The organism is Paenibacillus tyrphae (assembly GCF_000722545.1).
Taxonomy (GTDB): domain Bacteria; phylum Bacillota; class Bacilli; order Paenibacillales; family NBRC-103111; genus Paenibacillus_G; species Paenibacillus_G tyrfis.
The window spans coordinates 55,805-80,368 of sequence record NZ_JNVM01000022.1 but is presented as its reverse complement, the minus strand read 5'-3'; the positions used below and the strand labels follow the sequence as shown (position 1 = coordinate 80,368).

Genomic DNA, 24,564 nt, shown 5'->3' with positions numbered 1-24,564 from the left:
TGACGGTGCCACCGAGAATGGTAGCGCTGATCGTACCTGCTGTAATGGTGGCTCCCAGTACGGAGCCGACGGAAGTCAAGGTCCCTGCGGTGATGGTAGCTCCAAGCACGCTGGAGATGGTGCCGTTGAGCAGGTTGTCGATCGTACCGCCCAGGATCGTAGTACTGACCGCCCCGCCAAGAATGGTAGCGCTAATGGTCCCCGCGGTGATCGTGGCGCCAAGCACACTGGTAATAGTGCCATTAAGGAGACTGTCGATCGTACCACCTAGGATCGTGGTACTGACCGTCCCGCCAAGAATGGTGGCGCTAATGGTCCCTGCGGTGATCGTTGCCCCAAGCACACTGGTGATAGTGCCGTTGAGTAGGTTGTCGATTGTTCCGCCTAGGATCGTTGTACTGACCGTACCACCGAGAATGGTAGCGCTGATCGTACCTGCTGTAATGGTGGTTCCCAGTACTGATCCGACGGTAGTTAAAGTCCCCGCGGTGATGGTAGCACCGAGCACGCTGGAGATAGTGCCGTTGAGCAGGTTGTCGATTGTTCCGCCAAGGATCGTCGCACTGACCGCGCCACCAAGAATCGTCGCACTGACGGTTCCGCCGAGAATAGTTGCGCTAATAGTTCCAGCAGTAATGGTCGCTCCCAGTACAGAGCCGACGGTAGTTAAGGTCCCTGCGGTGATCGTAGCGCCGAGCACGCTGGTGATAGTGCCGTTAAGCAGATTGTCGATCGTACCGCCCAGGATCGTTGTACTGACCGCGCCACCAAGAATCGTCGCGCTGACGGTTCCGCCGAGAATCGTCGTGCTGACGGTCCCCCCGAGAATAGTTGCGCTAACAGTTCCAGCAGTAATGGTCGCTCCTAGTACAGAGCCGACGGAAGTCAAGGTCCCTGCGGTGATTGTCGCTCCGAGCACGCTGGAGATGGTGCCATTGAGCAGGTTGCCGATCGTTCCGCCAAGGATCGTTGTACTGACGGTGCCGCCGAGAATGGTGGCGCTGATCGTACCTGCTGTAATAGTGGCTCCCAGTACGGATCCGACGGAAGTCAAAGTCCCCGCAGTGATGGTGGCCCCAAGTACGCTGGTAATAGTGCCGTTAAGCAGATTGTTGATCGTTCCGCCCAGGATCGTCGCACTGACCGCGCCACCAAGAATCGTCGCACTGACGGTTCCGCCGAGAATAGTTGCGCTAACAGTTCCAGCAGTAATGGTCGCTCCTAGTACAGAGCCGACGGAAGTCAAGGTCCCTGCGGTGATGGTCGCTCCGAGCACGCTGGAGATGGTGCCGTTAAGCAGGTTGTCGATCGTTCCGCCCAGGATCGTTGTACTGACCGCACCGCCGAGAATCGTCGCGCTGACGGTCCCCCCGAGAATAGTTGCGCTAATAGTTCCAGCAGTAATGGTAGCTCCCAGCACGGAGCCGACGGAAGTCAAGGTCCCTGCGGTGATGGTCGCTCCGAGCACGCTGGAGATGGTGCCATTGAGCAGATTGCTGATCGTTCCGCCCAGGATCGTAGTACTGACGGTCCCCCCGAGAATAGTTGTGCTGATCGTGCCTGCTGTAATAGTGGCTCCCAGTACGGATCCGACGGTAGACAAGGTCCCTGCGGTGATTGTCGCTCCGAGCACGCTGGTGATGGTGCCATTGAGCAGATTGCTGATCGTTCCGCCCAGGATCGTAGTACTGACGGTCCCCCCGAGAATAGTTGCGCTAATAGTTCCAGCAGTAATGGTAGCTCCCAGCACGGAGCCGACGGAAGTCAAGGTCCCCGCGGTGATGGTCGCTCCGAGTACGCTGGTGATGGTGCCGTTGAGCAAGTTGTCGATCGTTCCGCCTATCAGTGTAGTACTGACCGCACCGCCGAGAATCGTCGCGCTGACGGTCCCCCCTAGAATAGTGGCACTGATAGTACCAGCAGTAATAGTCGCGCCAAGCACAGAACCGACGGAAGTCAAGGTCCCCGCGGTGATCGTAGCCCCAAGTACGCTGGTGATAGTGCCGTTAAGCAGATTGTTGATAGTCCCGCCAAGGATCGTAGCACTGACTGAGCCGCCAAGAATGGTGGCGCTTATAGTTCCTGCTGTAATGGTCGCTCCCAAAACAAAGCCAACGGAAGTCAAGGTTCCCGCAGTGATGGTGGCGCCGAGCACGCTAGTGATGGTGCCATTGAGCAGATTGTCGATAGTCCCGCCGAGCAGTGTGGCACCGACGGTACCGCCTAAGATTGTGGCGCTGACGGTGCCACCTACTATCGTCGCACTAAGTGTTCCGGCAGTGATAGTGGCTCCAAGCACAGATCCGACTACCGTCAGTGTCCCGCCGGTAATGGTGACGGAAGGCACAACCGCAGTAAGGGTACCCAAAATCGCATTAAGCGTACCCCCCGTGATGGTCGCACCCAAAATGGAACCAACAGTGGTCAAAGTCCCCGCAGTAATGGTAGCGCCGAGCACACTGGTAATGGTACCGTTGAGCAGATTGTCGATAGTCCCGCCTAGCAAGGTAGCACCGACAGTACCGCCTAAGATTGTCGCGCTGACGGTGCCACCCACAATCGTTGCACTAATGGTTCCTGCGGTGATCGTAGCCCCAAGTACAGATTCGACTGCCGTCAGTGTACCGCCAGTAATGGTAACGGAAGGCACGACCGCAGTAAGGGTACCCAAAATCGCATTAAGCGTACCGCCCGAGATGGTTGCTCCAAGCACAGAGCCAACAGTAGTCAAAGTCCCCGCAGTGATGGTAGCGCCGAGCACACTCGTGATGGTGCCATTGAGCAGATTATCGATAGTCCCGCCCAGCAGCGTGGCACCGACGGTCCCGCCGAGAATGGTAGTACTGACCGTCCCACCTGTAATAGTCGCCCCAAGAACGGATTCCACCACCGAAATCGTTCCGCCCGATATCGTAACGGAAGGTACGACGGCTGTAATTGTCCCGGTAATGGCATTAATGGTACCACCGGTAATGGTTGCACCAAGTATGGATTCAACTGTAGTTAATGTTCCCGCCGTAATCGTCGCGCCAAGAACGTTGGTAAGGGTGCCGTCCAGCAGGTTCGTCAGCGTACCGCCCAGTAGCGTGGCACTGACTGTTCCCCCTAGGATTGTCGCACTTACAGTCCCCGCGGTAATCGTAGTCCCAAGCACAGACTCGACGGTGGTTAACGTTCCTGCAGTAACCGTGGCCCCCAGTACCGATTGAATCGTTGTTAGAGTTCCGCCGGTTATTGTTGTAGACGGCACGACTGCGGTTACTGTCCCGGTAATGGCATTAATCGTTCCGCCCACGATCGTTGCTGCTGTGACGTGTTGAATGACGTCGATCGTTCCGCCAATAGGAATATTGAGAATTGACCCGCCGGAGTCGGTATTTATGGGGCGAGCGGTTCCTGTCGCATCCTGTCCGAAGATTAAAATGCGCAAATCGTTGGGGTTGAGATTAAACACATTAAAGTTTGGCACTGCGTATCACCCTTAGCTCGCAATATTGTGTCAAAAAAATAATTTGGATAACTGCCTTAGAGCACCGTTTTTCCGAAATGAATACAAATATTGTATGCCGAAATAAATCGAAAAAGTGCTTTTCCACTAGAAAGAAGTAGGGCGGTTAATACCCGACGAAAGGAAGATGGCCGATGAGACAAAAGCGAATCCATTCGCCCAAACTTGCAGTAAAGCGAATCAAAAAGCGACCCGTATCCGGTAAAGCGGTCCGTATCATAAAGGAACCAATTCCCCAGCCGGAACAACCGCCTTTATTTAATCATGATGAGTTCGAAGAGCTTTTTGAAATGCTCGATCGGGAAGAATCCTGCGTCGCCTTCGAAAATATCAAGCTTGACTTGGTCATCACGGATTCCGTTGCCCGCTCTCCCTTTTTCGATACATCCATCTTTGTGACGTATTCGTTCATCGTCGTGAACCATAGCGAGACCGCTCTGAACCTTGTAATAGAAGAAAGTCCGGACCGGGTGCATACGTTCGAAGATTTCACTCAAACCATTAAACCTTTTGAAACTCAAATTATCGTTCCTAAACGATTTGCAAAGTATACGAGGCTTGCCTTTGTCAATCCATCGCCTGGTGTTGAGGCACATGTCAGACTGTTTTTTCAAGCCCAAACCTACCGCTGTACCAATCCGGGCGAATAAGGGAAGCCCCCTTGAAGAGCCTGTTCAAAGTTCTGTTTAAGGGGGCCCCAACATAAATAATGATTGAATCGAGATTGCATGCTTTCCAGCGGCATAAAAGGTGGGTGAAGAATGAAAGGGACATATGTTGGAAAAAACCGGATGCTGATCTATCCTGTATGGGGAGGGCTCCTTTACTCCTTTGCCGACGATGTGAGCTTGACTCCGCAGCTTGTAGGCAGCGGGGTGTTCGACGTTGCTTTAACCAACTACATACTTCTGAATGTGAAACCGGGTCACAAGGTGATCGATGTCGGGGCGAATATCGGTTATTTTACCGTTCTGATGGGGCTGCTCGTCGGCGAGCAGGGGAAGGTTTTGGCTTACGAAGCAGGCAAAAAAAACTATGGACTGCTGCGGGACAACGTAGCGATGAATATGCTGTTTGCCAAAAATCGGGTAACGGCGCTCCAAAAGGCCGTCTCCGATACAGCTGGCTCCAAGACGTTTTATTACAGCGAGCTGTATACGGGTTCAAGCTCCTTGGTGAAACCCGGCGAACAATATTTCGATTACTTCGCCAATGATGTCATGCAGGAAGAAGAGGTTATGTCGGAGACGCTGGATGCGAACGAGGGGAATTTCGATTATATCGATTTTATTAAAATGGACATTGAAGGAGGGGAGTATCACGCCTTTCTTGGGATGGAGGCGCTGCTTGGACGGCAGGCTGTCGACAAAGTGGCTTTCGAACTGAACCCGCTAATGCTGAGCGGGCATTGGGACGAATTTCACCGCTTGTTGGAGACGTATCGCGAGCGCTTCGCCGCCCGGTTCTATAAAATCACCGACGAAGGCTTGACTATACAGGCGAGCCTCGACGAGCTTTTCGCCCGCGGAGAAACGAAAACGATCCTTATGTCCGCGGCACGTCAGGAGTAAGGCTTGGAAGAGGGGCGGCGAGTGGGAAATCATGTTCACAGCCGCCGGATCGGCTCAATCCGTACGATCGGAGGGGCTTAAGCTGCGCTCCATCAACTGCTTCAGCTTCGATTCCGTTGAGGAATCGGGCGCAGGAGTATAGATGCTGCACCGCAGGTCGGAGCTCCCTTGAACCTGCAGCGAGGTAAGGTGAAACAGCATCTTGCCCGCTTTGGCATGCCTGAATTCGATTAACACTTCCGGGGCTGAACTAACCTCGCTTTGCTCCCACAGCCGGTCGAAATCCGGGTGAACCTCCTTCATCTCCGCAAGAAAACGCTCGTACCATTCGTCCTCAACGTATTGCCCGTAATACGCCCGGAAAATAGCGAGAAAACCGCGGACGAAATGCTCCCAGTTGACGGCGAGACGTTGAAATTCTTTTTGGGTAAACAGCAGCCGGATCATATTCCGCTGTTCGACGGGAATATGTTGGAAGTCGAGAAACACATGCGAAGCTGCTTCGTTCCAGCCGACAATATGGCAGTGGCGGTCGGAGATAATGGTCGGACAAAAGCGCAGCTCCTGCAAAATTCTTCTCAGCGATGGGCTGATCTCGGGCAGATCTTCTACCAGTGTATGGGCGCCTGAGCCGGTTTCCAGAGCAAGCGAAAACAAATATTTGCGCTCGTCTACCGTTAATTGCAGGGCGGCGGCGACGCAGTCCAGGACCGATTTAGATACTTTAATATCCCGTCCTTGCTCCAGCCATGTGTACCACGTGGTGCTGACCCCGGCAAGTTGGGCGACTTCCTCACGTCTCAAACCCGGGGTGCGTCTGCGAGTTCCGACCGGAAGTCCGACCGTTTGCGGGAGGACTTTGGCCCGCTGTGCCTTCAAAAAAGCCGATAACGCTTGAAGCCTCGTTTGATGATTCATCTCGATTCCGCCTTTTGGTTTCGTTAACATAGTAGTTATTATACTATAATAAACTGCAACTTGTAATAGGATAACAATTGTGACAATATAGGACTTAACCGATGAATGAAAGGAAGGAACTACAATGGAACGAGTCGTGTTAACGGGGATGGGCGTTATCTCGCCGCTTGGGAATGAAGTGGAAACCTTTTGGAATCGTTTGTGCCGAGGGGAATCGGGGATAAGCCGGATTGATACGTTCGACACGTCCCGCTTTAAAACGAAAATCGCGGGGATTGTCCGGGAATTTGACGCCGATGCTCGGTTCGGCCGCAAAGAAGCGCGGCGGATGGATCGGTTTTGTCAGTTTGCTATGGCTGCCGCGGAGCAGGCGTTGGAGGATTCAGGCTTATCTCTTGACGAAATCGATCGGGAAAGACTGGGCGTATATGTAGGCTCCGGCATCGGAGGCATTCAAACGCTGCTCGAACAGGACGGTATTCTCCGTGATCGGGGACCCGAACGGGTCAGCCCGACGCTGGTACCGATGATGATATCGAATATGGCTGCAGCGATGATCAGTATAAAATATGGAGCTCTAGGCCCAACCCTGTCTCCTGTAACGGCATGCTCTATAGGAAATACGGCCATCGGCGAAGCATTCCGGCTAATTCGGGCGGGCGGCGCGGACGCGGTCATTGCCGGCGGTGCGGAAGCCGCCGTGACGGAAATATCGCTTGCCAGCTTCGGCAACGCTACTGCTCTGTCCGGCCGAAACGACGAGCCTGCCAGAGCAAGTCGTCCGTTCGATGCGGGACGGGACGGGTTCGTCATGGCCGAGGGGGCGGGTATTGTGGTACTGGAATCGCTCTCCCATGCACAGCGTCGGAACGCACGAATCTACGCCGAGGTGATCGGTTACGGGGCCAGCTCCGATGCCTATCACATCGTCGCCACCCATCCGGAGGGGATCGGGGCTTACCAGGCCATGAGATCGGCGCTTCGCGAAGCGGCTGTGAACCCCGAGGAAGTGGATGTTATCAGTGCGCACGCGACGAGTACGGAACTGGGGGACAAGTCCGAAACGATGGCGATCAAAAGGCTGTTCGGCGAACACGCGTACCGGATTCCGGTAACCGCCAATAAGTCCATGACCGGTCACATGCTGGGAGCGTGCGGCGGGGTAGAAGCTATTGCCCTGGCCAAGAGCCTAGAGCTAGAAATCGTTCCTCCGACGATTAATTTGGAGCATTCGGACCCGGATTGCGATTTGGACTACGTACCGAATGAAGCGCGTCAAGCCAAACTGAAGATCGGCATCTCGAACTCCTTCGGGTTCGGCGGACACAATGCGGTCATCGTGCTGAAAGCTTACGCGGACTAGCCTAGTACAAGCAAGTACCCGGTATAAAAAAATAACAAGATAAAGGTCCGTTGCGGAACGAAGGGACAACCCCGGAGACTGCGCGGACTTTTGTATTTTAATTTTTGTTTAGGAAGCTTCCGTAATTTTCTGATTTCTGAGCTTGGCTTTAATCATTTTGATTCGCTGCTGGGCGTAAAACTCGCATGCCGCTTCATTCAGGCTGCTGAGAGGAACTTGTAGCTCGGTATGGTTGTCGATAATGATCATCGATCCGTTTTCGAAAAATTTAAAAGTAAGGTCGGCCCAGAACGGTTCGGACGCGTCCAAAATTTTTTCGATCTGCTGCTCGTTCAACTGCTCTCCATTTTCGGCAATGACATTTTTGTAATAGTCCCGTTCGATAAATCTAACATTCGTCACCATCGTATCTACACTCCTCTCAGGAAATAGGAACATGCGTTCTTGAAATCTATTATACCAAACATTTGTTCGCAGTCAATACAATTTACAGAAAATTCTCTTAAGTTAATAGAATTGTCTCTTGATCCCGTATCTACGGCATGTCGCATAGCTTGTTCGGATTGACGAAACCAAAACCGGATGATAGTTTAGAAAAGAGTATGGCAGATTGTGGGGAGGATTATCGATGACAGAAATCCGTTTGGAAGTCGGCTATGACGAATACGAAGAGGGAACGCGCATGGAACAGCTGATCGAGCAGCTGGCTGCGAAGCCCGAGAGCCGGGAGGTGGTAGAGCTGACGATCGGTTCGTGGGGACAGGCCTATGAAGATGGTCCCGATACCTTCATGGATACATTGATCGGGCATAAGGACGCTTTCCCGGCGTTGCGCAAGCTGTTTATCGGCGACATGGATTCGGAGGAATGCGAAATATCGTGGATCGTGCAGACGAATCTGACTCCGCTGCTGGAGGCGTTTCCGCAGCTGACTTCGTTCTGCATTCAAGGTAGCACCGGCTTGTCCTTAAAGCCGTTGAAGCACGAGCGGTTGGAAGAGTTGGTAATTATCTGTGGCGGCCTGAGCAAGGAAGTGCTCGCCGATATTCGCGACGCCGAGCTGCCGGAGCTGAGAAAGCTGGAGCTTTATCTCGGCGTAGACAATTACGGATTTGACGGCGGTCTGGAGGATGTTAAACCGCTCATGGAACCGGCGCGCTTTCCCAAATTGACTTACCTCGGTCTGAAAGACAGCGAGATTCAAGACGAAATCGCGATCGAGATTGCGAATTCGCCGATTCTCGATCAATTGCATACGCTCGATTTATCGCTGGGAACCCTTAGCGACAAAGGCGCGGAAGCGCTGCTGGCGAGCGAACGCGTCCGAAAGCTTTCCTTCCTCGACCTGAACTATCACTACATGTCGGACGAGATGGTAAGACGCTGGCAAACGTCGGGCATGTCCGTCAATGTCAGCGACCAGCAGCAGAGCGACGATGAAGACGACTGGCGCTATCCGGCGGTCACGGAGTAGATGACCCGTCCGCTGATTGTTGTTGGGAATCCCGGCAACCGGAGGACAACGATGCTGCAGGAAGCGCGCCGAAGGCTTGGGATGCCTCCGGCGCGGATCGTGCCGTATCTCGATCTGCTGCAAGGACGCGTTCGCTGGCGGGAAATTACGGGCGGCGAGCCTGTCCTAGTACGGCTGGACTCGCCCGGCGAGCATTTCCCGGTGGAGCGCGAGCTGATCGCGCTCGGTGCGGCCGACGGCGGGCAAGCGGACGAGCTGTTCCCATTGCCGGAGTTTCTCCCGATGCCGGTCATTTCGGCGCAAGCGGCCCGGAATCTGCCTGATCAGCCGGGACGCATCTACTATCCTTCGCAATGGTTCCGCGGCTTTTGCCGGATGCTGTCCGGGCTTCGTGCCGACTTGGCCGAAACGGCGCCGGAAGCGCGCTGGACGAACGATCCGCAGGAAATCGCGGTCATGTTCGACAAGCGTCGCTGCCATCGGCTGCTCAGCTCTCAGGGCGTACGGGTTCCCCCGGCTCCGGGGGAGGCGGGTTCTATCCGGGGCTACGAGCAGCTCCGCGAAGCGATGGAGCGAACCGGCATGCGGCGCGTCTTCGTCAAGCTGGCGTTTGGCTCCTCGGCCTCCGGGGTGCTGGCTTACCAGATTAACCCGTCTACCGGTGCGGAGCTGGCCGACACGACGATCGGCTTCGAGCGGCATGGGTACGAGCGGGTATATTACAATTCGCGCCGTATTCGCAGATACCGGGAGCGCCCGATCATCCGCGAAATCATCAATTGGCTGGGCGCTCAAGGCATGCACGTCGAGCAGTGGGTGCAGAAAGCATCGCACGACGGCCGTGCATTCGATATCCGCCAACTCGTCGTCGGCGGCGAAGCGTGTCACCGGATTGCCCGGCTCAGCCGCACGCCGATCACGAATCTGCATCTGCGCAACGAGCGGGCCGGACTGGAGGAGCTCGGGCTATCCGCCGCCACCGTTCAGGCGGTAGCAGAGGCCGGGGAGCAGGTTGCTTCGCTGTTTCCGCGTTCCGCTGTGGCAGGGATCGACGTGCTTCTCGCCAAAGGCGCCTTGCGTCCTTATATCGTCGATATTAATCCGTTCGGCGATCTGCTGCTGAACGTTCATTACGAAGGCATGGATACCTACGAATGGCAAATGACCCGCATGTTAAAGGATGAATGAAGCATGACCATCAATATGAACGACATTGTCGGCACCCACGACATTTTGTTTGTGACGCTTGATACGCTGCGCTACGACGTGGCGAAGCTGGAGGAAGAGAACTGTCCCAATCTGTGCGGCACAGGCGGCTGGGAAAAACGTCATACGCCGGGCAGCTTTACGTATGCCGCGCATCACGCTTTTTTCGGCGGTTTTTTGCCGACGCCTGCGAATACGGACAAAGCCAGCCATGTCCGGCTGTTTCACTCGAAAAATACGGGACTGCCGACCAATCCGAACACATGGCTGTTCGATACGCCTGACATTGTCTCCGGCCTTGCCGGGGTAGGATACCGCACAATCTGCATCGGCGGCGTCATTTTTTTTACGAAAAAAGTGCCGTTGGCGAAAGTGCTTCCGTCGTATTTTCAGGAGAGCTACTGGCGTCAGACATTCGGCGTAACGAATCCGCGCTCCACCGAGCATCAGGTGAACCACGCGCTGAAGCTGATCGGCTCGGCAGACCCGGGCCAACGGCTGTTTCTCTTCATGAACGTGAGCGCCATCCACGGTCCGAACCATTATTTCGTGCCGGGAGTAAAACGCGATTCGGTTGAAACCCAGCGGGCGGCGCTGCGCTATGTGGACGGACAGCTCGGACGGCTGTTCGAAGCGATGCGCGCACGGGGCAAGACGTTCTGTATCGTTTGTTCCGACCACGGGACCGCTTACGGCGAGGACGGGTATAACGGGCACCGGCTAGCGCACGAGGTCGTATGGAACGTGCCGTACCGGGAGTTTATTTTGTAGACATTAAAAGCTATCAAAGGAGGGACATCAAGTGGAATTCCGGGAATCAGAAGACATCCGGCGCTGGTCGGAGCAAATCGCCGCATCGCCATACCGGTCTTACTTGTACTCCTATCCGCATAAAACGGCCTATCGCGAACTGAATCCGCCGCTGCCGCTGCACGAGCTGTGGAAGCGGGAGAGCGGGGAGTCGTTCTTTTTATATATGCACATTCCGTTCTGTGCGGCCCGGTGTGGGTTCTGCAATCTGTTTACGCTGCCCGATCGGAGCGCCGACGCGCACGAGCAGTATGTCGCTGCGTTGGAGCGTCAGGCGAGGCAGTGGGCGCCTATGGTGGCCCACCGGCCGTTCTCCCGCTTTGCGATCGGCGGCGGGACGCCGACGCTGTTGAACGAGTGGCTTCTCGAACGTTTGTTCGATATCGCGGAGCAGGTGATGGGGCTCGATCCCGACTGTGCTTCGATCTCTGTGGAGACGTCCCCGGACACCGTGACCGATGCGCGAATGAAGCTGCTGAAGGAGCGGAAGGTCGACCGGGTGAGCATGGGCATTCAAAGCTTCATCGAAGCCGAAGCCGCTGCGATCTACCGCCCGCAAAAGCCGGGCGAAGTGATGCGCGCGCTCGAAGTGCTGAAACGGTACGACTTTGCCGTGCTCAATCTCGACCTGATTTACGGGCTGCCCGGACAAACGGTGGAGACGTGGTTGTATTCGCTGGATCGGGCGCTTGAATATGAACCTGAGGAAATTTTCATCTATCCGCTATATACGCGCGAGAATACGATTTTGAAGCCGGAAGAGCTGCGCCACCGAGGTCAGGATCTCCGGCTGGATATGTACCGTGCTGCTTGCGAGCGCTTGAAGGAAAAGGGCTACGAGGCGTTCTCGATGCGGCGTTTCGCCAAGCCGGACGCGAAGTCTGGGAAAAACCTGCTCCCTTACGGCTGTCAGGAGGAAGGGATGGTCGGTCTCGGCTGCGGCGCACGTTCGTACACGAGGGAGGTGCATTACGCTTCCCGCTATGGCGTGAGCTACAAGGCGACCCAAAGCATTATCGCCGACTATGTCTCGGCGTCAAGCTACGATACGGCGGATTACGGCTACGTCTTGAACCTGGCCGAGCAGCAGCGCCGTTTCGTCATCAAGGCGCTGCTCCACCGCGAAGGGCTGGAGCGGAGCGCTTATGAAGCGAGATTCGGCAGCGATCCGTTTGACGATAGTCCCGAGCTGAAGCAGCTGCTGGCTGCCGGGTTCGCCGTCCTGGAGGACGGTACGATGCGCCTGACGGACGAAGGCATGGCCTATTCCGATGCGATCGGCGACTGGCTGATCTCGCCAGAGGTTAGGGAGCGGATGGAGGAATACGTATGTGTGTAAGCACGACGTTGTATTACCGCGGCGCGTTATCCTCCTGCAACTACGATTGTCCGTATTGCCCGTTCAGTAAAACGACGGACAGCCGCGAGACGCTGGCGAAGGACAAGGCGCAGCTGGAACGGTTTGTGGCATGGGTTCGGGAGCAGGGGACGGACGGCAGGCGTCTGTCCCTCTTCTTCAATCCGTACGGCGAGGCGCTCGTCCACAGGTGGTACCGCGAGGCGTTAACGGAGCTGTCCCACCTGGAGCACGTCGACAAGGTGGCGATCCAGACGAACTTGTCCGTCAAGCTGGATTGGACGAACGGGCTGAACAAGGAAAAGGCGGCGTTCTGGGTCACGTACCATCCCGGTCAAACGAGCGAAGCTTCGTTTTTGGCCCAGTGCACGCAGCTTTACGACAAAGGGATTTCTTTCAGCGTCGGCTCCGTCGGAATCAAAGGCTATCTTGAGCCGATCCGTTCGCTGCGCCGCGCATTGCCTCAAGAGGTTTACTTGTGGGTGAACGCGTACAAGGACCAGCCGGCGTACTATTCGCCCGAGGAGATGGCGGCTTTTCGCGAGATCGACCCTTATTTCGAGTGGAACGTAAGGGACTATGACAGCATGGGTAAGCCTTGTGCCACGGGAAGCCGCGTGTTTTTCGTTACGGGCTCGGGGCTGGTCAAGCGCTGTTATAAGGACCGGGGAGTGATCGGGCATTTGTACCGCGACGGCTTGGAAGGACTGTCCGCAGAGAGACCGTGCCGGATGAAAACGTGCGGCTGTTACATCGGCTACGTGCATATGCCGGAGCTGTCTATGGAGTCGATTTACGGAAAAGGAGTACTGGAACGAGTTCCTAGCTCCGATGCGCGATATGCGGGGAAGGAGGTGTCGCCATGCGGCCTTTGAACGAAAAGGAAGGCGCTGTCCTCTGGTTTACCGGGCTATCCGGCTCGGGGAAGACGACGACGGCGCGGGAGGCGGCATCCGTGCTGTGCGAGCAGGGATATCGGGTCGAATGGCTGGACGGAGACGAGCTGCGCAAGACGCTGTCCAGTGATCTGGGCTTCACCCCCGCCGACCGGCTTGAGCATATACGCCGGATTGTCGAGCTTGCGAAAACGCACGCCGCTAGCGGCACAGTCGTTCTCGTGTCGGCCATCACGCCGTACCGCAGCATGAGAGCTTACGCGAGGTCGGTGCTGCCGCGGTTCATGGAAATTTATGTAGAGTGCCCGCTGGAGGTATGCGAACGGCGGGACGTCAAAGGGTTGTATGCCAAGGCACGGCTCGGGCTTATTCCGAATTTCACCGGCATATCCGACGCCTACGAGCCCCCGGAGCATGCGGAGCTTACGATTCATACGGATGAGCATTCCCTGACATATAACGTGGAGAAAATTATGCTGGCGCTGCACGCGTTGGACGGTCATTGATTTTTCTCATAGATGCGGATCAGTCTGCGGATCTCCGCATAGTTTTCATCGATATCCCGTTTAAGCGATTCCAGAAGATGCAGGGCTTCTTTTTGCTGCTGCTCGTCAGCGATGGATCGGAGGAGCGTCTGAAGACGGTCCAATCTCGTTTTCGTTACGAATCTCATGGTATGTCCTCGCGAATCTGCCTCAAGCCGTTGTTTTCTAAAATGATTCGCAGACGATCCCCGCTTTCAGGCCGGGTCGACGGGCAACGTAGTGTGTAACCGAATTGAGGGTTTCCGAAAGGGATAATTGACCGTCTGTAGAATAACATGAAGTGCGCTTTTTTTTTCGCGTTACTATTCGTTTACATATACTTTTATCCGAAAGGGGTTCCCTTGAATGAACCAACCTTTGCAGCAAACTTGGGATCTGGACGTTTTTTTCCCGGGAGGCAGCAACTCTCCCGAATTTGAACAATATTTGAACGTGCTTGAAGCCGATACGAACCGCTTCCGCAGCGAGCTGGACGCTCTGCCGTCGCCGCAGACCGCAGAAGCTGCCGCCGCATTGCAGGGCTTCGTGGAGCGGCTGCAAGACCTGCAAAAACGTCTGCGTCAAGCCGCGGCCTTCATCGGCTGCTTGTCCGCGCAAAATCAGGCGGACCGGGGCGCGATTCGGCTTGGCGGCCGGCTGGACGGCATTCAGGCGAACTACCAGTCCGCCATGACGCGATTCGACGTGCTGCTTGCGGAGATGCCGGATTCCGTATTCGCCCAGTGGGTCGGCAGCGAAGCGATGGCAGCCCTCGCCTTCAATCTGGAGGAACGCCGGACGAATGTAAAAGACAAGCTGCCGCTGGAGCAAGAGACCTTGGTGAACGACCTTGCTGTGGACGGCTACAATGGCTGGAGCGCCTTGTACGATACGATCGTGAAGCAGATCCGGCTTCCGTACGAGAAAGACGGAAACACGGTCATGCTCTCGGCCGGGCAATTTTTCAACCAGATGCTCAAAGAGCCGGATCGTCAGAAACGGGAGCGCTTGTTCCGGCAATGGGAGGAGACGTGGGCGGCTCAGGAAGATTTTTGCGCCGATACGCTGAATCGTATTGCAGGCTTCCGTCTCCAGCTGTACAAGCACCGGGGCTGGGATTCGGTACTTCGGGAGCCGCTCCAGATCAACCGGATGACCGACAAAACGCTGCAGACGATGTGGGATGTGATCGAGAAGAACAAGCCGGTATTTATCGCTTATCTGGAGCGGGTTGCCAAGCTGATGGGCACGGAGCGCCTTGCCTGGTCCGATCTGAATGCGCCGCTTGAGGGCAAGGACACGAACGTCTCCTATGACGAGGCTGCCGTGATGATCGAGGAGCAGTTCCGCCGGTTCTCGCCGCAGCTCGCCGACTTTACCGAGCGCGCTTTCGAGGAGCGGTGGGTGGAGGCGGAGGACCGCCCGGGCAAACGGCCGGGTGGCTTCTGCACCTCGTTCCCGGTCAGCAAGCAGAGCCGGATCTTTATGACTTACTCTGGGGCAGGGAATCTGTCGACGCTGGCGCACGAGCTTGGTCATGCGTTCCACCAGCATGTGATGAACGAGCTTCCGCCGATGACTCAGCGCTATGCGATGAACGTGGCGGAGACGGCTTCGACCTTTGCCGAATTGATCGTCAGCGACGCTTCGCTGAAGCAGGCGGAGACACGGGAGCGTAAGCTGTTCCTGCTGAAAGACAAAATCCAGCGGGCCGTCACCTTTTTCATGGATATTCATGCGCGGTTCCTGTTCGAGACGCGGTTCTACGAAGAGCGCAAGTCCGGCCTCGTCGACCCGGACCGGTTGAACGAGCTGATGATCGAGGCTCAAAAGGACGCGTTCTGCGGCGCCTTGAGCAAGTACCACCCGCATTTCTGGGCGGCGAAGCTGCATTTCTACAAAACCGGCGTGCCGTTCTACAACTTCCCGTACACGTTCGGCTTCCTGTTTTCCTCGGGCATCTACTCGCTTGCGCGTCAGGAAGGCGAATCGTTCGAAGCGAAGTATATTGCCTTGCTGCAGGATACCGGCCGCCTCACGGTCGAGCAGCTTGCGAGCAAGCACTTGGGGGTGGATTTGGAGCAGCCGGAGTTTTGGCAGCAGGCGGTCGATCTGTCCATCGAAGACGTGAAGCAGTTCCTCGCTTTAACGGAAGAAGGCTAAGCTACGGAAGCGGTCACCATGACCGCTTTTTTCTTTGGAGGCGAACGCCCACCCGTTGATCATAAGTTGAGACAAAACCGGGCTTTCCTGCTATAATAGAGCAGTTGTTTTTTTAGCTATGAAATGTGCAATGGTAAAAAAGATAAGCTTCACGGAAGCGGTGTAAGGAGAAAGGGGACAATGTCAGTGATTGTTGTCGGGGGAATGATCGGTCTGGGGAAAACGTCCGTAGCTGAATTGCTTGGGCGGGAGCTCGGATCGGAAGTATTTTACGAGAGTGTGGACGATAATCCGATTTTGCCGCTTTTCTATACGGCATCGAAGGAAGAGATCGAAAAGCACCGGTACCCGTTTTTACTCCAGCTGTACTTTTTGGACAGCCGGTTTAAGTCGATTAAGAAGGCGCTGCGGAGGAACCGCAACGTTTTGGACCGGAGCATCTACGAGGATTGGTATTTTGCAAAAGTAAACCGCGAGCTCGGACGCATCAACGATCTGGAGTTCCAAGTGTACGAGAACCTTGCGAACAATATGCTGGAAGAGCTGGAGGAGCTGCCGAAGAAAGCTCCCGATCTGATGGTTTATTTGAAAGGCTCGTTCGAGACGGTGCTGCGGCGCATTTCGCTGCGCGGACGCGATTTTGAGCAGGACGAATCGCTTGTCGAGTATTACCGGTATTTGTGGAAAGGGTACGACGAGTGGCTGATGAAGTATTATAATCAGTCCGATGTACTGATCGTCGATATGGACCTGACCGATGTGGTGAACAATGAAGAAGACGCTCGGAAGCTGGTCGAGCAGGTGAAGGACAAGCTCAGCGTGTTGCAAATGTAAACGAATGATCTCATCGTCGGAAAGACGGCGGCGTCATCCATCTAACAAAAAGACCGGAACTCCTTCGCAGGTTTTTGAAGGGGTCCGGTCTTTTTGCTCTTCATGAAAGCTGTGGCTGCTCCGCTCTGGCGGCGGCGAACCGGTTCTGCGGCTTCGGCAGGTGAAAATGGTCTCTCAGCGTACTGCCCTCGTACTCCTTACGAAACAGCCCTCTTTGCTGGAGCAGCGGCACGACGTGCTCCACGAAATCCTCCAAGCCTTGCGGAAGCAGGGGAGCCATCAGCATAAAGCCGTCGGCGGCTTTTTCCGTAAACCAAGTTTCCAGCGTATCGGCAATTTTCTCCGGTGTGCCGACGAAGTGCTCGCTGCTGAACGAACCGGTCAGCAAGGAATAAACCTCCCGCAACGTCGGGTTTTCCCGCGCAATGACGGGCCGGTGCTTGATGTAATCGGATTTCGTCTCTGGCAGCCGATCCAGCCCGAAGTCCGCCGCTCTCGAATCGAGGGTGGCCCCCGTAAAATCAACGCTTTTGAAATAATCGGATAAAAAGCCGATGCCCGTCTCCTCGGTAATGCAGGATTCCAGCTGCTTCAGCTTCCGCTTGGCCGCTTCCTCCGTTTCGGCGATGACCGGAGAAATGCCTTGCAAAATGTACACGTCGTCGGCCGACCTGCCCGCAGCGGCGACCTTACTCTTGAAGGAACGGTAAAACTGCTTCGCATCATCGATATCGTATTTGATGGAAAACACGACCTCTGCCGTGCCTGCGGCAAAGCTTTGTCCGGATTCGGAATTGCCGGCCTGCACGAGGACGGGATGGCCTTGCGGGGAACGACCGATGTTGAGCGGACCTTGCACGGCGAAAAACTCGCCTTGATGGTTGATGCGGTGCAGCTTGTTTCGGTCGAAAAACTGCCCGCTCTCCTTGTCGCGGACAAAAGCGTCGTCCTCCCACGAATCCCACAGTCCTTTGACGACTTCGAGGAACTCCTCCGCGCGCTTATAGCGCAGCGAGTGCTCGTAATGCTCTTTGCCTCCGAAGTTGAGCGCCGTATTTCCCGACAAGTCCCGAGTCGTGACGATATTCCAGCCGACCCGGCCTTTGCTGATATGATCGGCAGACATGAAGAGGCGAGCCAGATTGAACGGCTCGATGTACGAAGTGGAGGCGGTGGCGACGACGCCGATCTTCGAAGTAGCGCCCGCCAGCGCGGTAATGAGCGTGATCGGTTCGTAGCGGTTCAAAATATTCGGATGGGACGCTTCGTTGATCGCGAGGCTGTCGGCGATAAAGGCGATATCGAATTTTCCGCGTTCGGCAAGCTGCGCGAGACGCTTGTAATAATCGATGTCGATACTCGCATCGGGTTGGGCATCGGGATGCCGCCACGAAGCGACATGCATACCGGTACCGACCAAATAGGCGGACAGTTTGATTTGTCTTGTTCGAGTCACAAGCCATACCTCCATATATCCGAGTTAATCAATGAATTTAATTTGTTATAATTTAGCATGATCTTGGAACGCCGTCAATTCCTCCTTGTATCCCGGTCTAAAGTCCGGCAATTCCCTAACCGTTTGTCAGAATTTATTTCCCGCCCGATGGTTTATGATCAACTGCAAGGAAATAATTTACATGCGAGAGAATCACGTTTACCGTGAAAGCACTGCTTCGTCCAACCAAGCTGCCCGCCGTACTGTCTGCAGCCTTGCTTGTCAGCTTCACCGTTTCTGCCGCCTCTGCCGTCTCCGTTTCGCCGGACGATGCCACCGTACAAGGACCGTCCGATGCGAAGGAGGTCGAAGCGTTCGCCGACTCGTTCTTTAACCGTGTGGACCTCGGCGTCCCTGGCGCCGCCATCGTCATTGTCAAGGACGGCAAAGTGCTGCTGCAAAAAGGCTATGGCTTCGCCGATATCGAGAAAAAACAAACCGTCGATCCTGAGCGGACGGTGTTCCGCATCGGGTCCGTGTCCAAAGCGTTTACCGCTACCGCTGTCATGCAGTTCGTTGAGCAGGGGAAAATCGACTTGGATCGGGACGTGCAGACCTATATGGATGGCCTGCGCATCGACAGCCGTTTTCAAGAGCCGGTTACGATGAAGCATCTGCTGACGCATACGACAGGGTTCGATTTCACCGAACCGAAGCCGGGCGACATGCGCTTGACGGCGTCCAGCAGATTGTCGCACTTGGCCTGTATGGGCCGGAGGTGAAAGAAGCGGCCGACGGCTCCGTCGACTATAAGTCGCAGCAGCCGATGCTTCGTCAGGAAGCAGCGGTGCTGTTCGCAAAAGCGTTGTTCAGTTAAGTAAAGCAAGCAGCCGGAGGGAAGCAGGGCATCTACGGATCGCACCGGCATCGGTGTGATCCTCCGGATTCCCGGCACTCCGGCTGCTTTTTGGTGTTCGTTCCCCGCCGTAGATTCCTTGCTAAAAGTTCTTGACAGCGCCCGGTCCATCCTTTAAATTAAATAAATATAATCGGTATAGTCGGAATTAAAAACAACGACTTGCACAATTAGTTGACCAGTCCACTGGAAACTAAGCTTTCCCCGAGCTATGGCAGCGGGGCGACGCTTGGTTTTTTTATTTTTATCCCAAGAAGCAGGTGAAGGCATGATCGTCATTCGCAATCTGAGCAAATCGTACAAAACGTCGTCAGGCGCATTTCCTGCACTTCAGAATGTCAGCTTGCAGATCGAAAAGGGGGATATCTTCGGCATTATCGGCTTCAGCGGCGCGGGCAAGTCGACGTTGATCCGCTGCCTCAACCGGCTGGAAGAGCCGGATTCCGGCACCATCGAGATCGAAGGCACAGTCATTACGGAGTTGAACGGAAAGGAGCTGCGGCTGGCCCGGCAAAAAATCGGCATGATTTTTCAGCAGTTTAATCTGCTGGACGCGAAGACGGTGTACCAGAACGTCGCGTTTCCTCTACAGGTCGCCGGGCATCCGAAAGCGCACATACGCGAGCGTGTCTGCGAAATTCTCGACCTTGTCGGCCTGGGCGATAAAGAGAACGCCTATCCGTCGCAGCTCAGCGGCGGCCAGAAGCAGCGGGTCGGCATCGCGAGAGCGCTCGTGAACGAGCCTGACGTGCTGCTCAGCGACGAAGCGACGTCGGCGCTCGATCCGCAGACGACCTACTCCATTCTGGAGCTGCTCAGGGACATCAACCGCCAGCTAAAGCTGACCGTCGTTCTGATCACGCATGAACTGGACGTTCTGCAGCATATTTGCCGCAGCATGGCGGTGATCGAGGGCGGCCGCATCGTCGAGACCGGACCGGTCGACAAGCTGTTCCTGAATCCCGAAAGCGACACGGCGCGCAGATTCGTCCGCATTCTGGAGCATTACCGCGACAGCCGGTACGTGATGGAAGGAGTGGGGGCGGGGATATGAGAGACGATCTGATCGAACTGCTGCTGCAGGGACTTGGCGAGACGGTCTACATGGTGCTCTGGTCCTCCGTCTTCGCGCTCGTGCTCGGCATTGCGTTAGGCATTACGCTTGTCGTTACGGAGAAGGGCGGCATTCTGGAAGCGCCGCTGCTGCACAAAATCATCGGTACGGTCATCAACAGCGTCCGTTCGCTGCCCTTCATTATTCTGATCATTCTGCTGCTGCCCCTCTCGCGGCTAATCGTCGGCACCTCGCTCGGTCCGACCGCAGCCATTGTGTCGCTCTCGATTGGCGCGGCGCCCTTTCTGGGCCGGGTGATCGAGAATTCGCTCAAGGAAGTGAGCGCGGGCAAGATCGAGGCCGCCCAAGCGGTCGGCGCCTCGCCGTTCACGATTATTTTCAGGGTGCTGATTCCCGAAGCGCTGCCGGCGCTTGTTCGTGCGATGACGATAGCGGTCATTGCGATTACGGAATTCACCGCCGTGGCCGGTGCGATCGGGGCGGGCGGTCTGGGCAGCCTGGCCATCCGCTTCGGGTACCAGAGGTTTCGCGAGGACGTCTTAATCGCAACCGTCCTGCTCATTATCGTATTGGTCCAGCTCATCCAATGGTCGGGCGACTACATCGCCAAATCGATCGACAAGAAGCGTTACAAGCCGGATTGAACGCAAAAATCGGATTGTGAAGTCATTTTAATTATAGAAAGCAGGCGTAGCTATGGGTAAAAAAGGAATTTTCTCTCTCGCATCCATCTTGATTATTTTCGGTGCCATCGTTTCGGGCTGCGCCTCGGGCGGCCCTGCGCCGGCCCCGGACACGAAGTCTGCGGCGCAAGGCAACGGAGCCGGCACGGCCAAGCCGACGAAAGAAGCGACGCTAAAAATCGGCGCGGCCGCTGTGCCGCATGCGGAAATTCTAAACTTCGTCAAGCCGAAGCTGAAGGAGCAAGGGGTTAACCTCGAAGTGGTCGTCTATGACGACGAAGGGCAGCTGAATCCTGCGCTGAAAGACAAGCAGATCGACGCGAACTACTTCCAGCACGTTCCTTACCTGGATTCGGTCAAGGGCGAGAAGGGCTATGATTTTGCCGTTACGACCAAGGTTCACGTGGAGCCGATCGGCTTCTATTCAAGCAAGCTGAAATCGAAGGACGAGATCAAGGAAGGGGCGCGGATCGGCATTCCGAACAACCCGTCCAACGAATACCGCGCGCTGGTGCTGCTGCAGCAGCAAGGGCTGATCAAGCTCAAGGACGGCCTGACGACGTATGAAGCGACGCCTAAGGACATCGCGGACAATCCGAAAAAGCTGAAATTCGTCGAGGCTGATTCCGCGACCTTGCCCCGATCGCTTCCCGATCTGGAAGGCGCGATTATTAATACGAACCTTGTGCTGGAAGCCAAAATCGATCCGAAATCGGCCTTGTTCCGGGAAGATTCGAAATCGCCTTACGCCAATGTCATCGTCGTGCGCAAGGGAGACGAGACGCGGGACGAAGTGAAGAAGCTCGACGCCGCGTTGACGACGCCGGAAGTGAAGAAGTTTATCGAAGACAAATATGGCGTTGCGGTCGTTCCGGCATTTTAGAAAAATTTACGCTGGCTGTTGATTTTTGGCGGAGCCCGGGTTATTCTTGTACTGACAACTTCATATGCGCGGGAGCTTGGTGAAGCCAGGCTGAGAGGATAACCGAATGTTATCGACCGTTAAACCTGATCTGGGTAATGCCAGCGGAGGAAACACGTAGCCTTTGTATGCACAAAGACCGCTTCTTTGCCGTTGCGGTCTTTTTTGTATGCATTACGTTCCCCGCTTGCTCACATTCATTCGAGGAGGAATTGAACATGACAAGCGAAAACAAACCAAACCAACAACAGGCTGTGCCGAACGTATCGGGATTTCCCGGGAGCCGAAAAGTGTACATTCAAGGCTCCCGCAGCGACATTCGGGTCCCGATGCGAGAAATTGCTTTGAGTCCGACGGTGAGTGAAGAAGGGGAAGCGGCCAATTCGCCCGTTCGCGTCTACGACAGCAGCGGCCCGTACACGGACGGCGATGTCCGGACCGACATCCGGCAGGGGCTTCCGGCCAATCGGCGGGGATGGATTATGGAACGGGGCGACGTGGAAGCGTATGACGGAAGAGCGGTAAAGCCGGAAGACAATGGCTTCAGGGAAGAAGAGGGGGCCAAGCGGCAGGAGTGGTTTCCCGGAGCAACGCGCCGTCCGCTGCGGGCCAAGCCGGGTGCGAATGTTACGCAGATGCACTACGCCAAAAAAGGAATTATCACTCCCGAGATGGAATATATAGCTATCCGCGAAAAGGTGACTCCCGAATTCGTGCGCAGCGAGGTGGCGCGCGGCCGGGCGATCATTCCGTCGAACATCAACCACCCGGAAAGCGAGCCGATGATTATCGGCCGAAATTTCCTCGTGAAGATCAATGCGAACATCGGCAATTCCGCCGTCGCTTCGTCGATCGACGAGGAAGTGGAGAAGATGCGGTGGGCGACGCGCTGGGGAGCGGATACGGTCATGGACCTATCGACCGGCAAACACATTCATACGACGCGCGAATGGATCGTCCGCAACTCCCCGGTGCCGATCGGGACGGTGCCGCTGTACCAAGCGCTTGAGAAGGTTGGAGGGAAAGCGGAGGAGCTGTCCTGGGAAATTTACCGGGATACGCTGATCGAGCAGGCGGAGCAGGGCGTCGATTATTTTACGATCCATGCCGGTGTGCTGCTGCGGTACATTCCGCTGACCGCGAATCGCGTGACCGGGATCGTATCCCGGGGCGGTTCGATCATGGCTTCGTGGTGTCTGGCGCATCATCGGGAAAATTTCTTGTACACGCACTTTGAAGAAATCTGCGAAATTATGAAGACGTACGACGTCGCTTTTTCGCTTGGGGATGGCCTGCGTCCGGGGTCTATCGCCGATGCGAACGACGAGGCGCAGTTTGCGGAGCTGGATACGCTGGGCGAGCTGACGCAAATCGCTTGGAAGCACGACGTACAGGTGATGATCGAAGGCCCCGGCCACGTGCCGATGCATTTGATCAAGGAGAACGTGGACCGGCAGCTTGAGGTGTGCCAGGAGGCGCCGTTCTATACGCTCGGACCGCTCACGACCGACATTGCGCCCGGCTACGATCACATTACCTCGGCCATCGGCGCAGCGATGATCGGCTGGTTCGGGACGGCGATGCTGTGCTATGTCACCCCGAAGGAGCATTTGGGGCTTCCCAACAAGAACGACGTGCGGGAAGGCGTCATCGCCTACAAAATCGCGGCGCACGCCGCCGACTTGGCCAAAGGCCATCCAGGCGCGCAGGAGCGGGACGACGCGCTGTCCAAGGCGCGGTTCGAATTCCGATGGCGGGTGTGGCGTCGCATTAAATTTGCGAAAAAATCTCATCATTTTTGAGAAAATAAAAGGAGCTCCTGACAGATCAGGACTCCTTTTATATGGTGTTTAGCAACCGACCCATCTATAGGCGATTCCTAATTATTTGACTAATCCATGATTGTGAAACACCTAAGATTTCGGCTATTTCTTTCTGTGAAGCTCCGGGGTTTTCCTTCATCACTTGATGGAGACGATCTAAGGCTTCCTTCCTCCTTTTGGTGATTCTTTTCTTTTTTGTCCCGGTGACATGTTTCTCGTCGCCCCGTTGACGTTCTACCCGCTCAAAAAAAATCTGAAGCTCCGGAAGGCTTTGAATGCAGGACATACAAATATAAAATTTTTTGAAGTATATGGTTTTTTTCTCACTTGAGCAAAACAAACATTCTTTTGTTTGATATCTATAAACCATAATTGCCTTTCTCTTATCATCTCCGAAATATTCCAATTTATCATGGGGATGAAGATTCAACACGTTCCTATACTCCGTGGGAAGCACAATTCTCCCTAAGCCGTCTATCGCCCTAACAATTCCGGTTACTCTGCCCTCTTCCATCAACACACCTCAAAATGAAAATTTCCTATTAATCAATTAAATGTCGTACCAAACGGCTCTAACTTATACACCTCATTTTCCTGGTCTGAGCGATTAAAATGTACTTATCCAACTCTTGACTTAACCGAACGATATGTTCACAAGTCAAACTCTTTCCTTGTTGTATAGCTTCTTCCATTTGTCTTAGAATGGTCTTCATTTCATCTTGAATGACTTCGTCACTAAGGCTTTCCGTTTCGGAAACTTCATATAGGATGGTCACCTTTCCTCCCCCCTAAAAAGGTTTCATAGCATCATTGTAATTAATTTTTCGAGTTTTCTATAAAATTCTAAAACATGATAAATTTGTAGTTAGAAACAAAAAAAAACAGGCATCTGCGCCTGTTCATTTTTATAGCAATTTATAAGTATCGCTCTGGGGAAATTAATGTCCCGGATTTGCATCACTATACATCATAATTTGAGTTTGCTTTTCTATGGGGTAAGTTGGGGTATTGTAAAAGCTGCCGCTCAAAGATAAAAACAGAACAATGGAAAAAAGAATTGCTTTCTTCATAATCCTTTCCCTCCTT

General features: G+C 54.9%; 24 protein-coding genes and 1 riboswitch. Of the genes, 16 read left to right on the top strand and 8 right to left on the bottom strand.

The annotated features are described in order from the left end of the window. Positions 1-1,768 (bottom strand): beta strand repeat-containing protein (locus ET33_RS39015; protein ID WP_161783567.1); only part of this gene is annotated, 1,768 nt, incomplete at its 3' end. 1,874 nt (positions 1,769-3,642) lie between these two features. On the opposite strand from ET33_RS39015, the gene ET33_RS25485 reads away from it, so the two are divergent. Both ET33_RS25485 and ET33_RS25480 read left to right on the top strand, forming a co-directional pair. Beyond that, entirely contained in the window at positions 3,643-4,158 is a 516-nt protein-coding gene (locus tag ET33_RS25485; RefSeq protein ID WP_036688714.1) for a DUF6385 domain-containing protein, read from the top strand. Positions 4,159-4,269: 111 nt separating this feature from the next. After that, the gene (locus ET33_RS25480) at positions 4,270-5,079 is read left to right on the top strand and encodes an FkbM family methyltransferase (protein WP_036688712.1); all 810 of its coding nucleotides are present in this window, start codon (positions 4,270-4,272) and stop codon (positions 5,077-5,079) included. Between the two features lie 54 nt (positions 5,080-5,133). Here ET33_RS25480 and ET33_RS25475 read toward each other — a convergent pair whose 3' ends face one another. After that, positions 5,134-5,997, bottom strand: coding sequence for a helix-turn-helix transcriptional regulator (locus tag ET33_RS25475; RefSeq protein WP_036688709.1), 864 nt, complete (start codon positions 5,995-5,997; stop codon positions 5,134-5,136). A gap of 124 nt (positions 5,998-6,121) precedes the next feature. Here ET33_RS25475 and fabF point away from each other — a divergent pair, with 124 nt between their 5' ends. Next, complete coding sequence (gene fabF, locus ET33_RS25470) at positions 6,122-7,360, top strand: beta-ketoacyl-ACP synthase II (protein ID WP_036688706.1); 1,239 nt, start codon at positions 6,122-6,124, stop codon at positions 7,358-7,360. Positions 7,361-7,468: 108 nt separating this feature from the next. Here the strand turns inward: fabF and ET33_RS25465 are convergent, their stop codons facing one another. After that, positions 7,469-7,765 carry a hypothetical protein gene (locus ET33_RS25465; RefSeq protein ID WP_051775594.1) on the bottom strand — a complete coding sequence of 99 codons (297 nt, stop codon included), beginning with the start codon at positions 7,763-7,765 and terminating at the stop codon, positions 7,469-7,471. Between the two features lie 223 nt (positions 7,766-7,988). Here ET33_RS25465 and ET33_RS25460 point away from each other — a divergent pair, with 223 nt between their 5' ends. The 6 genes from ET33_RS25460 to cysC are packed head-to-tail and all read left to right on the top strand — an operon-like array spanning position 7,989 to position 13,609. Beyond that, positions 7,989-8,834, top strand: a complete 846-nt coding sequence (locus ET33_RS25460) for an STM4015 family protein (protein ID WP_036688701.1) — start codon at positions 7,989-7,991, stop codon at positions 8,832-8,834. Then, entirely contained in the window at positions 8,835-10,022 is a 1,188-nt protein-coding gene (locus ET33_RS25455) for an STM4014 family protein (protein WP_036688699.1), read from the top strand. 3 nt (positions 10,023-10,025) lie between these two features. After that, complete coding sequence (locus tag ET33_RS25450; protein ID WP_036688697.1) at positions 10,026-10,811, top strand: STM4013/SEN3800 family hydrolase; 786 nt, start codon at positions 10,026-10,028, stop codon at positions 10,809-10,811. 31 nt (positions 10,812-10,842) lie between these two features. Further along, complete coding sequence (locus tag ET33_RS25445; protein ID WP_036688694.1) at positions 10,843-12,189, top strand: STM4012 family radical SAM protein; 1,347 nt, start codon at positions 10,843-10,845, stop codon at positions 12,187-12,189. After that, positions 12,180-13,082 (top strand): STM4011 family radical SAM protein, encoded by a 903-nt coding sequence (locus tag ET33_RS25440; RefSeq protein WP_036688691.1) that lies wholly within the window; start codon positions 12,180-12,182, stop codon positions 13,080-13,082. Before ET33_RS25445 ends, ET33_RS25440 begins: the two co-directional genes overlap by 10 nt. Beyond that, positions 13,070-13,609 (top strand): adenylyl-sulfate kinase, encoded by a 540-nt coding sequence (gene cysC, locus ET33_RS25435; RefSeq protein WP_036688688.1) that lies wholly within the window; start codon positions 13,070-13,072, stop codon positions 13,607-13,609. Before ET33_RS25440 ends, cysC begins: the two co-directional genes overlap by 13 nt. Here the strand turns inward: cysC and ET33_RS39350 are convergent. Next, positions 13,603-13,776, bottom strand: a complete 174-nt coding sequence (locus ET33_RS39350) for a hypothetical protein (protein ID WP_167336449.1) — start codon at positions 13,774-13,776, stop codon at positions 13,603-13,605. The two genes, cysC and ET33_RS39350, sit on opposite strands and share 7 nt — an antisense overlap. 217 nt (positions 13,777-13,993) lie before the next feature. Here ET33_RS39350 and ET33_RS25430 point away from each other — a divergent pair, with 217 nt between their 5' ends. Both ET33_RS25430 and ET33_RS25425 read left to right on the top strand, forming a co-directional pair. Next, the gene (locus ET33_RS25430; protein ID WP_036688685.1) at positions 13,994-15,790 is read left to right on the top strand and encodes a M3 family oligoendopeptidase; all 1,797 of its coding nucleotides are present in this window, start codon (positions 13,994-13,996) and stop codon (positions 15,788-15,790) included. Between the two features lie 180 nt (positions 15,791-15,970). Continuing rightward, positions 15,971-16,624, top strand: a complete 654-nt coding sequence (locus tag ET33_RS25425) for a deoxynucleoside kinase (protein WP_010491019.1) — start codon at positions 15,971-15,973, stop codon at positions 16,622-16,624. A gap of 100 nt (positions 16,625-16,724) precedes the next feature. Here the strand turns inward: ET33_RS25425 and ET33_RS25420 are convergent, their stop codons facing one another. After that, positions 16,725-18,080, bottom strand: a complete 1,356-nt coding sequence (locus ET33_RS25420) for an LLM class flavin-dependent oxidoreductase (RefSeq protein WP_036688681.1) — start codon at positions 18,078-18,080, stop codon at positions 16,725-16,727. A 203-nt stretch (positions 18,081-18,283) separates the two neighbouring features. Here ET33_RS25420 and ET33_RS25415 point away from each other — a divergent pair, with 203 nt between their 5' ends. The 5 genes from ET33_RS25415 to thiC all read left to right on the top strand — a co-directional run bounded on the left by ET33_RS25415 (position 18,284) and on the right by thiC (position 23,457). Next, on the top strand, positions 18,284-18,841 hold the full coding sequence (locus ET33_RS25415) for a serine hydrolase domain-containing protein (protein ID WP_036688677.1): 558 nt from the start codon (positions 18,284-18,286) through the stop codon (positions 18,839-18,841). 402 nt (positions 18,842-19,243) lie between these two features. After that, positions 19,244-20,029 (top strand): methionine ABC transporter ATP-binding protein, encoded by a 786-nt coding sequence (locus tag ET33_RS25410; protein WP_036688674.1) that lies wholly within the window; start codon positions 19,244-19,246, stop codon positions 20,027-20,029. Then, positions 20,026-20,694, top strand: coding sequence for a methionine ABC transporter permease (locus ET33_RS25405; protein ID WP_036688671.1), 669 nt, complete (start codon positions 20,026-20,028; stop codon positions 20,692-20,694). The genes ET33_RS25410 and ET33_RS25405 overlap by 4 nt, the downstream gene beginning before the upstream one ends. A gap of 52 nt (positions 20,695-20,746) precedes the next feature. Continuing rightward, complete coding sequence (locus tag ET33_RS25400; RefSeq protein ID WP_036688668.1) at positions 20,747-21,616, top strand: MetQ/NlpA family ABC transporter substrate-binding protein; 870 nt, start codon at positions 20,747-20,749, stop codon at positions 21,614-21,616. 58 nt (positions 21,617-21,674) lie between these two features. Beyond that, a riboswitch (TPP riboswitch) is annotated at positions 21,675-21,785 on the top strand. Positions 21,786-21,873: 88 nt separating this feature from the next. Beyond that, the gene (gene thiC / locus ET33_RS25395; RefSeq protein ID WP_327204069.1) at positions 21,874-23,457 is read left to right on the top strand and encodes a phosphomethylpyrimidine synthase ThiC; all 1,584 of its coding nucleotides are present in this window, start codon (positions 21,874-21,876) and stop codon (positions 23,455-23,457) included. 64 nt (positions 23,458-23,521) lie between these two features. On the opposite strand, the gene ET33_RS25390 is transcribed toward thiC, so the two are convergent. From ET33_RS25390 to ET33_RS40305, 3 genes are all read right to left on the bottom strand, one after another. Then, complete coding sequence (locus ET33_RS25390) at positions 23,522-23,911, bottom strand: helix-turn-helix domain-containing protein (protein WP_309599517.1); 390 nt, start codon at positions 23,909-23,911, stop codon at positions 23,522-23,524. 139 nt (positions 23,912-24,050) lie between these two features. Continuing rightward, positions 24,051-24,170 (bottom strand): Spo0E family sporulation regulatory protein-aspartic acid phosphatase, encoded by a 120-nt coding sequence (locus ET33_RS25385; RefSeq protein WP_235206814.1) that lies wholly within the window; start codon positions 24,168-24,170, stop codon positions 24,051-24,053. Between the two features lie 246 nt (positions 24,171-24,416). After that, positions 24,417-24,548, bottom strand: a complete 132-nt coding sequence (locus tag ET33_RS40305; RefSeq protein ID WP_258958899.1) for a hypothetical protein — start codon at positions 24,546-24,548, stop codon at positions 24,417-24,419. Between the last annotated feature and the right edge of the window lie 16 nt (positions 24,549-24,564).